This is a genomic window from Kitasatospora sp. NPDC028055, assembly GCF_040637885.1.
Lineage (GTDB): Bacteria > Actinomycetota > Actinomycetes > Streptomycetales > Streptomycetaceae > Kitasatospora.
The window spans coordinates 114030-125241 of sequence record NZ_JBEZXE010000021.1 but is presented as its reverse complement, the minus strand read 5'-3'; the positions used below and the strand labels follow the sequence as shown (position 1 = coordinate 125241).

The 11212-nt window shown below is 73.8% G+C and carries 7 protein-coding genes and 3 pseudogenes; 7 read left to right on the top strand and 3 right to left on the bottom strand.

Annotated features, from left to right (window positions below):
• Positions 1–231: pseudogene (locus AB0F71_RS21810) on the bottom strand (N-acetylglucosamine-6-phosphate deacetylase); the annotation flags it as partial.
• Positions 232–440: 209 nt separating this feature from the next.
• Here AB0F71_RS21810 and AB0F71_RS21805 point away from each other — a divergent pair.
• The 4 genes and pseudogenes from AB0F71_RS21805 to AB0F71_RS21790 form a co-directional block, all read left to right on the top strand.
• Positions 441–1613 carry a hypothetical protein gene (locus AB0F71_RS21805; RefSeq protein WP_360236955.1) on the top strand — a complete coding sequence of 391 codons (1173 nt, stop codon included), beginning with the start codon at positions 441–443 and terminating at the stop codon, positions 1611–1613.
• Positions 1614–1645: 32 nt separating this feature from the next.
• Entirely contained in the window at positions 1646–2506 is an 861-nt protein-coding gene (locus tag AB0F71_RS21800; protein ID WP_360236952.1) for a DUF3592 domain-containing protein, read from the top strand.
• 219 nt (positions 2507–2725) lie between these two features.
• A pseudogene (locus AB0F71_RS21795) lies at positions 2726–3304 on the top strand (carbohydrate binding domain-containing protein); the annotation flags it as partial.
• 210 nt (positions 3305–3514) lie between these two features.
• Positions 3515–4471: pseudogene (locus AB0F71_RS21790) on the top strand (chitinase); the annotation flags it as partial.
• 123 nt (positions 4472–4594) lie between these two features.
• On the opposite strand, the gene AB0F71_RS21785 reads toward AB0F71_RS21790, so the two are convergent.
• Positions 4595–5425, bottom strand: coding sequence for a GNAT family N-acetyltransferase (locus tag AB0F71_RS21785; RefSeq protein WP_360236949.1), 831 nt, complete (start codon positions 5423–5425; stop codon positions 4595–4597).
• A 568-nt stretch (positions 5426–5993) separates the two neighbouring features.
• Between AB0F71_RS21785 and AB0F71_RS21780 the strand changes: the two genes are divergently transcribed.
• Positions 5994–6815: an SDR family NAD(P)-dependent oxidoreductase gene (locus AB0F71_RS21780; RefSeq protein WP_360236946.1), complete on the top strand. Its 822-nt coding sequence runs from the start codon at positions 5994–5996 to the stop codon at positions 6813–6815.
• Between the two features lie 318 nt (positions 6816–7133).
• Here AB0F71_RS21780 and AB0F71_RS21775 read toward each other — a convergent pair whose 3' ends face one another.
• Positions 7134–8714, bottom strand: coding sequence for a PucR family transcriptional regulator ligand-binding domain-containing protein (locus AB0F71_RS21775; protein ID WP_360236943.1), 1581 nt, complete (start codon positions 8712–8714; stop codon positions 7134–7136).
• A 174-nt stretch (positions 8715–8888) separates the two neighbouring features.
• Here AB0F71_RS21775 and AB0F71_RS21770 point away from each other — a divergent pair, with 174 nt between their 5' ends.
• Both AB0F71_RS21770 and AB0F71_RS21765 read left to right on the top strand, forming a co-directional pair.
• Positions 8889–9953, top strand: coding sequence for an ABC transporter ATP-binding protein (locus tag AB0F71_RS21770; RefSeq protein WP_360236940.1), 1065 nt, complete (start codon positions 8889–8891; stop codon positions 9951–9953).
• A 40-nt stretch (positions 9954–9993) separates the two neighbouring features.
• Positions 9994–11199 (top strand): ABC transporter substrate-binding protein, encoded by a 1206-nt coding sequence (locus tag AB0F71_RS21765; protein WP_360236937.1) that lies wholly within the window; start codon positions 9994–9996, stop codon positions 11197–11199.
• The last annotated feature ends 13 nt before the right edge of the window (positions 11200–11212 follow it).

Here is an 11212-nt window from a genome sequence, read left to right as displayed (position 1 = left end):
GCCGGAGGCGTAGGAGGCGCCGCCGCCGCCGTGGACGTGGAGGTCCACGAAGCCGGGGACGACGGTGTGGCCGGTCAGGTCGAGGTCGCCGGGCTCGGCCTTCCCACCGCTCGCGCCGCCGGTGAGGGCGGCGATCCGGTCGCCCTCGACGGCCAGCCGACCGCCCTCGACGACACCGCCGGGCAGCACCAGCCGGGCGCCGGACAGGGCGATACGATCGATAGCGGTCACGCGTAGCTCCAGCACTGCTCACAATTGTTCATGGAGCTCAAACTACAAGCAACTGTGAGCAGCGCATAGCCGCGTGCGGCGCCGCCCTCGTCCGGCGGAGCGGCCATCGCCAAGAGGGGAGGAAGGGGCGGGAGTTGTGATCGGCTTGTGACCGTTCCGGTCACCCGAGGGCCTGTCGGCGGTCGCCCCGGACGTGCACAATCGGCCGCATGACGACAGCCGCGGGTGGGCCGCCCTCGCCGAACACGCCGTCCGACCTCGCCCTGGGCTTCCTGACCGGCGGGGTGATCGGGGCGTCGCTGGCAGGCTTCGTCAGCGGGTGCGTGCTCGGGCGGACGCCGCTGATCGTGCTGGGGCTCGCGCTGCCGGTCGGCTACGGCCTGGTGGTCTTCCTCGCCTCGCTGCCGCGCCGGGCCCGGGAGGCGGCCGTCGTGCCGAGCCGGGCGCTGGCGCTGATCGAGGCGCTGGAGGCGGTCGGGGGCGAGACCAGTGACGTTCCGGTGCGGTTCGAGCTGAGCGTGGTGCCGGACGACGCGCCCGCGTTCCGGGTGGGGATCCGGCAGGAGATCAACCTCGTCGAGCTCCCCGACTACCGGCCGCGCGGGGTCGTGGTGGTGGAGTACCCGCCGGACCGACCGTGGAAGGCGCGGATCGTGAAGCGGCCGACGCCGGAGTGGGAGCGGCGCGCGGCCGGGGCCCGGCTGGACTCGGTGCCCGGTCCGGCGATGCGGGAGGAGCACGGGTCGGGCTGTGCGGGCGGTCTGCTCACCGTCCTCGGCCTGCTGCTCGGCGCGGGTGCCGTGCTGCTGCTGTTCCGCACGGAGCTGTTCGCCGCGGTCGAGGACGGGGCCGGTGCGCCCCGGCCGGCCGTCACCTCCTCCTTCTCCTCCTCCTCGTCCGCCACGATCACCGTGACCTCGGTCACCGGCACGGTCGCCCTCGGCCCGGGGCAGTCCATGCTGGACCAGGGCGAGCCGCGCAAGGCCGTCGACTCGTTGATGCGGGACGGAGAGCAGCGCCAGGCGCTCACCGTCGTCGTGCAGGACCGTCAGTTGACGGTGGTCTTCGACCCGGCCGGCGGTGTCCCGGGCGCCGGTTCGCCAAGTGCCGGTTCGCCAAGTGCCGGTTCCCCGGGTGCCGGTTTCCCGGGCACCGGGCAGGGACTCGGGTTCGATCCGCGCTCCCTGCCGTACGACCGGATCCCCGGCCTGGTGGAGGAGGCCCGGAGCACCCTCGGCGTCAAGTCCCCGAAGAGCTGGCAGCTGACCGCCGACGGGATCACCGGCGCGCTGACGCTCAGGATCGTGGTGACCGGCGACGGCGGCTCCGCGACGCTGGAGGCGGACGGCCGTGGCCAGGTGCTGCGGCGCAGCGGCGGCTGACCGGTACGGACGGGACGGGAGGAGGGGTGCAGATGGGGTGGGACGGATTCCTGTTGCTGTGGTGCGGGCTGTGGGCCGTGGTGGCTCTGGTCGGGCTGGGCAGGTCGCTGGCCGGGGTGACCGCGGACCAGCGGAAGGTCCGGCTGACGGGGCGGATCGTCCGGGTGACCCAGCCCCGGCACGGTGGCTCGCGCAAGGGCGGGATCGCGGTGGTCGTCCGCTACCGGGACCCGGTCTCGGGTGAGGAGGTCACGGTCACCAACGACGGTGAGCGAGGCGAGACGATCACCGCCGCGTGGGAGGGCCGGGAGGTCGGGGTCGGGTATCCGCCGGGCCGTCCGCACGCCTACCGGTTCTCGAACGCCCCGGAGCAGCCCGGCCGTGGGCTGGGCCGGCCGGCCCTCGCGCTGTTCCTGCTCTGTGCCGGGCTGGTGGCGCTGGCCGCCGTCCGCTGGGGGTGGCCGTGGGTCCTGATCGGTGTCGCGGGCCCGTGGGCCGTCGCCGGGATCGTCCAACTCCCGCGAGCGGTACAGGAGAAGGCCGCCCGCCTCGGCAGGCTGGCCGTGCTGGAGGCGGTGCCCGGCCGGGTCGTCGCGGTGCTCAGGGACGTCAGCGTCGACGATGACGGCCACACCTCGACCACCATCACCCCGGTGCTGTCCTTCACCACCCGGGGCGGCACGGCCGTCACGGCGTACTGCCCGACCGACCTCCCGGGCCAGGCCGGAGCGTACGGAAGGGAACTGACGGTCCATCATGATCCCTCCGATCCGGCCGTGTTCACGCTGGACGCCTCCGCAGGGCGGCGCTCGGTGGAGCGGGGCGTGCGGTACCACGTGCTGATGATCGTGGTGCTGGTGGCGACGACCGTGGTGGGAGCGGTGCTGCTCTGAGGAGGGAGCGCGGGGCTCGGCGGGCGGGGGGGACATCCGGGCGGCTCAGATGGCAAGTGGTCCAGACCTTAGTGGTCCAGACCTATTGACCAACTCCGGCTCCGCTCCTACGATCCGGTCCGGCACAGCCCCACATGTCCCCCCACCTCACCCACGGCCGGGCGTCACGCCCCCACGCGTCGTCATGCCCATGGCGCCCCGGCGGGAAGGGAGCACAGCATGTTCCGTCGGAGGTCGCGAACCCCACGCCCGTCGGGCGGTTTCCACCCCGATCCGGACGGCGGCCGTCCCAGCGGCGCACCGCGCCGGGTGGGTCTGGAGCGCGCGTCGAGTCCACACCTGACCCCGACCCGGCACCGTCCGACCGTGCTGGTCCGCTCCCTCGCCGTGGTCGGGACCGCCGCCCTGATCGGCGCCGGCCTCGCGGTGACCGGCTCCGTCACCGCCGGGGCCGCGACCCCCAACCTGGTGGCCAACCCCGGCTTCGAGAGCGGACTCTCCAACTGGACCTGTTCGCCCGGCACCGCCGCGGTCGTCGGCAGCCCGGTGCACTCCGGCAGCGCCGCCCTCCGGTCCACGCCGACCGGCCAGGACACCGCCCAGTGCTCCCAGACCGTCAGCGTGCAGCCCAACTCCCAGTACACGCTGAGCGCTTACGTCCAGGGCAGCTACGTCTACCTGGGCGCCAGCGGCACCGGTGGCAGCGACCCGTCCACCTGGGCGCCGGGCAACGCCTCGTACGGCCAGCTCAGCGTCGGCTTCACCACCGGGCCGAGCACCACCTCGGTGACGGTCTACCTGCACGGCTGGTACGGGCAGCCCGCCTACTACGCGGACGACGTGTCGCTCACCGGCCCCGGCGGCAGCAGCTCCACGCCGCCGACGACGCCACCGACCACCCCGCCCACGACGCCGCCGACCACCCCGCCCACGACGCCTCCCACCACCCCTCCCACCACCCCACCCACCACACCACCCACGACGCCGCCGACCACCCCGCCGGGCGGTGACACCTGCCCGACCAAGCCCCGGCCCTCGGGCAAGGTCCTCCAGGGCTACTGGGAGAACTGGGACGGCGCCGCCAACGGCGTCCACCCGGGCATGGGCTGGGTGCCCATCACCGACAGCCGGATCGCCGCCCACGGCTACAACGTGATCAACGCCGCCTTCCCGGTGATCCTCTCCGACGGCACCGTGCTGTGGCAGGACGGCATGGACGCCAACGTCAAGGTCTCCACCCCCGCCGAGATGTGCCAGGCCAAGGCGGCCGGGGCGACGATCCTGATGTCCATCGGCGGCGCCGCCGCCGGCATCGACCTGAGCTCCAGCACCGTCGCCGACCGGTTCGTGGCGACCGTCGTCCCGATCCTCAAGAAGTACAACTTCGACGGGATCGACATCGACATCGAGACCGGCCTCTCCGGCAGCGGGGACATCAAGACGCCCTCCGCCTCCCAGGCCAACCTGATGCGCATCATCGACGGCGTGCTGGCCCAGATGCCCAAGGGCTTCGGCCTCACGATGGCCCCCGAGACCGCGTACGTCACCGGCGGGAGCGTCACCTACGGCTCCATCTGGGGCGCCTACCTGCCGATCATCAAGAAGTACGCCGACAACGGGCAGCTGTGGTGGCTGAACATGCAGTACTACAACGGCAGCATGTACGGCTGCTCCGGGGACTCCTACCAGGCCGGTACGGTGCAGGGCTTCACCGTCCAGACCACCTGCCTGAACAACGGCCTGACCGTCCAGGGCACCACCGTCACCGTTCCGTACGACAAGCAGGTGCCCGGCCTGCCGGCCCAGCCGGGCGCGGGCGGCGGCTACCTGGACCCGGGCTCGGTCGGCCAGGCCTGGGGCAACTTCGGCGGCGCGTTGAAGGGCCTGATGACCTGGTCGCTCAACTGGGACGGCTCGAAGGGCTGGACCTTCGGCGACAAGGTCAAGTCCCTCCAGGGCCGTTGAGCCCGGACCGGCCGCCGCTGAAACACTGCTGAACCACCACTGAACCACCACCGAAGGCCCGCGCCCCGCCACCCCGGGGCGCGGGCCGTTCAGCGCCCGGACGACGCCCGGCCGGGCTCGTGGTCAGCCGGTGCGCCGTGGGCCCGCCCAGTGCACCAGCTCCCGGCGCACCGGGCGGAAGCCGGCCGCCTCGGCCAGGGCGCGGCTGGCGTGATTGCCGCTGGGGGCCGACCAGGTCGGGGTGAGTCCCCGGGCGCGGGCGGCGGCGGTGGCGGCGTGGACGCAGGCGAGGGCCAGGTCGAGGCGGCGGAAGGCCGGGTCGGTGGCCACCGCGAGGTCCAGGTGCTCGCGGCCGACGAGGTAGCCGCACGCCAGCGAGGCCAGGTACGGGCCCAGGAACGCACCCCAGGCGTAGCCGCCGGCGGCGAGGGCGCGGTGGCCGCCCCAGGTCTCGGCGATCCAGTGCGGGCCGACGGGGCGGCCGACGGGGCGGCCGAGGGTGGTCGAGCGCCGGGCGAAGCGGTCGAGGTGAGCCTCGTCCGCCGCGCCCAACGGGCGGACCCAGGCCGCCGTGTGCCGGGACACCGGCCGCGGCCGCTCCGCGTGGACGTGCAGCACTCGCACCCACGGGGTGAGGTGGGTGAAGATCCGGCCGAGCAGGGGCAGGAAGCGGTCCGGCGCGTGGAACTGCCCCCGCCCGAAGCGGGCCAGGACCGTCGGGTCCAGGCGCGCCGGGTCCCCTCGCAGCAGCCGTTCCGGCCCGCAGTGCACCAGCAGCGCGCGGACCGCGTCGGGGTCGTCCGCCCACCGGCCGCCGTGTCCGCTCCGGTCGACGTGGGCTGGCAACAGGCTCGCACCGGGCCGCTCGACGGCGGACAGGTCGACGGGGGACGGGTCGACGGGGGACGGGTCGAGGGCGGACCGGTCGAGGGCGGGCACGGGGTGGATCGGCATGCGTCCAGTACGGCAGTCCGCGCCCGCCAGCCCCGGCCCGTTGACGAAAGCCTGGCGGCGCCAGGGCGGTTGCTGACGGAACCTTGGCGGGAGCCGGCACCCCTGCCGTGGTCACGCGTGGTCCTGCGTGGTTCCGCGTGGTCCCGCGTGGTCCCGCGTCAGGGGAGCGTCAGGAGTTCGTCAGGGCGGGTGACGGAGCTTGCCCCGGGCACCCGCGCGGGCTTTGATGGACGGCATGCACCGCTCGACCCGCCACCACGACCGCCCGCCGCATAGTCGGCCGCGGTTCGTCGTCGCGGTCGCGGTCGCCACTGCCGTCCGGTAGTACCGAGCTCCTTCCCGCTGGTCACCGGCCGTGCGTACGGGCCCGGCTCCGTTTCGCCGGGCCCGTGCCGATCACCGCCGCCCGTCCCCCGCCCCGTTCGGCTCCGAGGGCGGGGGCGGGTCGGCGCTTCCCGCACCACATCCCAACTCGCACCACACCTTCCCGCACCGGCGGCCCCGGCGCGGGCGGCCGCGCGCCGCCCGTCGCCGCACCCCGCCGATGCCTACCACCCTTGGATGGGTCATGTCCGACACTGTTCTGTCCGCCCGTATCGCCCTCGTCACCGGTGCCTCCTCCGGCATCGGCTGGGAGACCGCCCGGCTGCTCGCCGGGCTGGGAGCGAACGTCCTGGTGCACGCCCGGACCACCGCCGAGGCGGAGGACGCCGTGGGCCGACTGATCGCCGCCGGGGCCCGCCGTGACCAACTCGTCGAGCTGGCGGCCGACTTCACCAAGCTGTCGGAGGTCGCGGTGCTGGCCGGCACGGTCGTCAAGCACTACCCGGCGCTGGACCTGCTGGTGAACAACGCCGCCGTGATGGCGCCCGAGCGCTGCACCCTGACCGACGACGGCAACGAGCTCTCGCTGCAGGTCAACTTCCTTGCCGCGCACCTGCTGGCCAAGCTGCTCCGGGCCCCGCTCTCGGCGGCCGGGGACGCCCGGATCGTCAACGTGTCCTCCTCCCTGCACCGCACCGCGTCGATGAACTGGTCGGACCCGCACCGGGTGAAGAAGTACTCCCGGGTGGCCGCGTACGCCCAGTCGCAGCTGGCGCTCACCATGGCGACCGCCGAGATGGCGCCGGCCGGTTCCGGCATCACCGCCGTCAGCCTCAACCCGGGCCTGTGCGACACCGCGCTGCTGCCGCTGTACGGGCGGGTCGGCGCACCGGCGGCGGAGGGCGCGGCGGCCGTGGTCCGGCTCTGCCTGCCGGACGCCGAGGTCGTCAACGGCGCCTACTACGACGGCGGCGTCGCCGCGCCCACGGCCCAGGCCGCCCAGGAGGAGCGCTCGCAGAAGCGCCTGGCGAAGCTCGCCGACCAGCTGGTCGGCCGGGCCGTCTGAACCGCACCCACCTCCCCACCCACCCACGAACGACGAGGAACAGCACGATGTCCAAGCGCGCCCGCAAGAAGAAGGCCCGACGGAAGAAGAAGGCGAACCACGGCCGCAAGGCCTGTCAGTGACCGGGTAGGAACGACACCGGCCCCCGGAGCCCGCCGTCCGCGCAGCGAGCACGGCGGACCCCGGGGGCCTCGGCGTGCGCCGGCGCACGCAGGTTCGTCCTGTCCCCGCAGCTGTCAGGTCTCGCCGTTGATGGTGCGGTCGATCCAGCCTGCGATCCCCCGGTGGCTGAGGTTGACCGCGACCGTCAGTCGACCGTCAGTCCTGCGGCTGCACGGCCGGTTGCCGTTCGGGGTAGGCGGCGAGCAGCGCCAGCCAGAGCTGGAAGCGGTCCTGCATGGACGCCAGGGAGCGGCCGGTGAGCCGCTCGATCCGGTCCAGCCGGTAGCGGACGGTGTTGCGGTGGACGTACAGCCGGTCGGCGACCGCCTGCACCGAGCAGTCCGCGGCGAGGTAGGCGTGCAGGGTCGTGACCAGGTCGGCGCGGTTGGCCTCGTCGAAGCGGGTGAGCGGGCGCAGCACCTCGACGGCGAGCTGCTTCAACGGCAGGTCGGGGCTGGACAGCAGCAGCCGGGGCAGGTTGAGCGGGTCGCCGCCGTGCACCCCGGGGCCCTTGGCGAGGGCGGCCTGGGCCTCGAACCAGCTCCAGCGCAGCCCGTCGACGCCCCGGTAGCAGCCGCCGATGCCGACCGCGGCGCGGGCGTCCAGGCCGGCGAGCGCGGTGCGGAAGCGCCGGGCGAGGTCGTCGACCGGCGCGGAGCGGGGGAGCACCGCCACCAGGTACCGGTTGACGACGGCGGTGAGCACCGGCTCGGGGGAGTCGGGGTGCTCCGTCGGCAGCCAGGGCAGCCGGGCGAGCCGCCGGTCCGCCTCCGCCCCGGCCCCGGGCCCGGCGCCCTCCGGCGCCAGTCGGCCCAGCACCACCCGGTGGGCGGCCTGGGGGTCGAGCCTGAAGGCGGCCAGCCGGCGCTCGGCGGCGGCCGGTGCGATCACGTCCCGCACGATGTCCTCGACGACCTGGCCGACCAGCTCCCGCCGCCCGGCCAGGTGGGCCTGACGGCGGGCCAGCTCCAGTCCGACCAGCCGGGCGGCGTACGGGAGGACGTCCGCCGCCGGGCCTGCCGAGCGCAGGCAGAGGAAGGCCGCGACCACCCCGTCGACCTGCACCGGCAGCCGCAGCGGCCCGGCGCCGCCGGGCCCCTGTGCGCCCGGGTGCCCGGCGCCCGGGTGCCCCGCCGCCGGACCACCGGGCCGCCCGGCCGCCCGCAGCTCCGCGAGCAGCGCCTCCGGCCGCTCCGGAGCGGCGGCCAGCACCACCCCGTGCCGGTCCAGCACGGCGACCTCCGAGCCGCAGGCCCGGCTCAGCACCCGCAGCAGTGCGGTCAGGCCCTCGCCGCCGAGCAGCGCCTGGACCAGCAGGTCGTGCTGGTCGACCAGCCGCCGCTGCGCGCTGTGGTCCTCGGCCGTGATCCGCTCGGCGACCAGCCGGTTCACCGCGATGAACGGCGTCTCGTACGGGACCTCCAGCACCGCCAGGCCCTGCCGCTCGGCCTCGGCGACGGTGGCCCGTGGGACGGCAGGGTGGCTCAGCCCGGTGCCGAAGCCGATCCCCGAGGCGCCGGCGGCCGCCACCCGCTGGACGAAGGCGGTCTGCGCGGCGGCGCCGCGCTGCCGCAGGCCGGTGGTGAGGAGCAGCTCGCCGCCCGTCAACCACTGCGTCGGGTCGGCGAGTTCGGTCACCGCGGCCCAGCGCACGACCCGGTCGAGCCCGGCCGTGCCGGTGCACAGTCGCAGGCCGAGGCCCTCTTCCCGAAGCAGATCGCGCAGCGTCACCGGCATGCGCCGGACTGTAGCGCCGCACAACTCGCCGACGGAAGACCGTGCGGGCGTCCATAGCCTGGCGGGGTGATCCCTTCCTAGGGTTCCGTGCGAACCGCGCGAAACCGTGCGGACCGGCGGGACGACCCCGCCCGTACCGTCCGCTTGTCGTACCAGCCAGAAGGGCCATCGGAGTTGAGCAGCCACGAGCGTCCACCCCGACCGGAGCCGGCCCCCGGCGCGGTCCGGCTCGAAGGGCTGGCCAAGACCTTCGACGGCCAGGTCCGCGCGGTCGACGGCGTCGACCTGGACATCGGCGAGGGCGAGTTCTTCGCGATGCTCGGGCCCTCCGGCTCCGGGAAGACCACCGTGCTGCGCATGATCGCGGGCTTCGAGGCCCCGAGCGCCGGACGGGTCCTGCTGGGCGGCGCCGACGTCACCGGCCTGCCGCCGTTCGACCGGGACGTCAACACGGTGTTCCAGGATTACGCGCTGTTCCCGCACATGACGATCGAACAGAACGTCGGCTACGGCCTGATGGTCCGCCGGGTGCCGAAGTCCGAACGGGCCGAGCGGGTGCGGGCGGCGCTCGCCATGGTCCGGCTGGCGGGCTTCGAGCGCCGCCGCCCGGACCAGCTCTCCGGCGGTCAGCGCCAACGCGTCGCGCTGGCAAGGGCGTTGGTGAACCGCCCGAAGGTGCTGCTGCTGGACGAGCCGCTCGGTGCGCTCGACCTGAAACTGCGGCACGAGATGCAGGCCGAGCTCAAGCGGATCCAGCGCGAGGTCGGGATCACCTTCGTGTTCGTCACTCACGACCAGGACGAGGCGCTGACGATGAGCGACCGCGTCGCGGTGTTCAACGCGGGCCGGATCGAGCAGGTCGGCCCGCCCGCCGAGGTGTACGAGCATCCGGCCACCGCCTTCGTGGCCGGCTTCGTCGGCACCTCCAACCTGCTGGACGGCCCGGCCGCCGAGCAGGTGGTGGGCCAGGCCGGACTGTTCAGCGTCCGCCCGGAGAAGATCCGGATAGCGCACCCGGACGACCCGGCCGGGCCGGACGAGCTGTCCGCCACCGGGCGGGTCGCCGAGGTCGTCTACGCGGGCGGCCACACCCGGTTCCTGGTGGACCTGGAGGCGGGCGGGCGGCTGACCGCCGTCCGGCAGAACGTCGACGAGGGCTCCGCCGACGTGCTGCGCCACCGCGGCACCGAGGTCGTCCTGGCCTGGCAGCGCAAGCACACCGTCCGGGTCGGTTCCTGACCCACCCCCACCCCCTCACCGAAGATCGGAACACCCCGCCATGCGCATCCCCCTGATCGCCCGCGCCGCGGCCGCCGCCACCGCCGCCGTCCTGCTCGCCGCAGGGTGCGGCAGCAGCAGTGGCGGCACGGGCACCGCGAACGGCTCGCACGGGCTGAACCCGCCGAAGCTGCCGATGCTCCAGTCCCTGGGCGCCGGGGAGGGCCAGGTGAACCTGGTCGCCTGGGCCGGCTACGCCGAGGACGGCTCGGACGACAAGAGCGTCGACTGGGTCCACCCCTTCGAGCAGCAGACCGGCTGCAAGGTCAACACGAAGATCGCCGGGACCTCCGACGAGATGGTCTCGCTGATGAAGACCGGCCAGTACGACGCCGTCTCGGCCTCCGGCGACGCGACCCTGCGGCTGATCGCGGCCGGCGACGTCGCCCCCGTCAACACCGCCCTGGTGCAGAACTACGCGGACGTCTTCGACGGCCTCAAGAACCAGCCCTGGAACTCGGTCAACGGCCAGATGTACGGCATCCCGCACGGCCGCGGCGCCAACCTGCTGATGTACCGCACCGACAAGGTCACCCCGGCCCCCGACTCCTGGAGCGTGGTCTTCGACGGCGCCGCGCCCTACACCGGCCACGTCACCGCCTACGACTCCCCGATCTACATCGCCGACGCCGCGCTCTACCTGATGAAGACCAGGCCGGAGCTCGGCATCACCAACCCGTACGCCCTGGACGCCGCCCAGCTCAAGGCGGCCGCCGACCTGTTGAAGACCCAGCACAAGGCGATCGGCGAGTACTGGAGCGACTTCCAGAAGTCGGAGAACTCCTTCAAGACCGGGGACACCGTGGTCGGCACCAGCTGGCAGGTGATCGCCAACCTGGCCCAGGCCGACAAGGCGCCGGTCAAGGCCGTTCTGCCGAAGGAGGGCGCCACCGGCTGGTCCGACACCTGGATGGTGTCCGCCAAGGCCGCCCACCCCAACTGCGCCTACCAGTGGATGAACTGGATCGTCTCGCCGACCGCCAACGCCCAGGTCGCCCAGTGGTTCGGCGAGGCGCCGGCCAACTCCAAGGCCTGCGACCTCAACACCGACAAGGGCTTCTGCGCCACCTTCCACGCCGCCGACGAGGCCTACTGGAAGGACGTGTACTACTGGACCACCCCGGTCAGGAGCTGCCTGGACGGCCGCACGGTGGCCTGCACCGACTACGCCGCCTGGACGTCCGCCTGGACCGAGATCAAGGGCTGATGACCGCGACCGG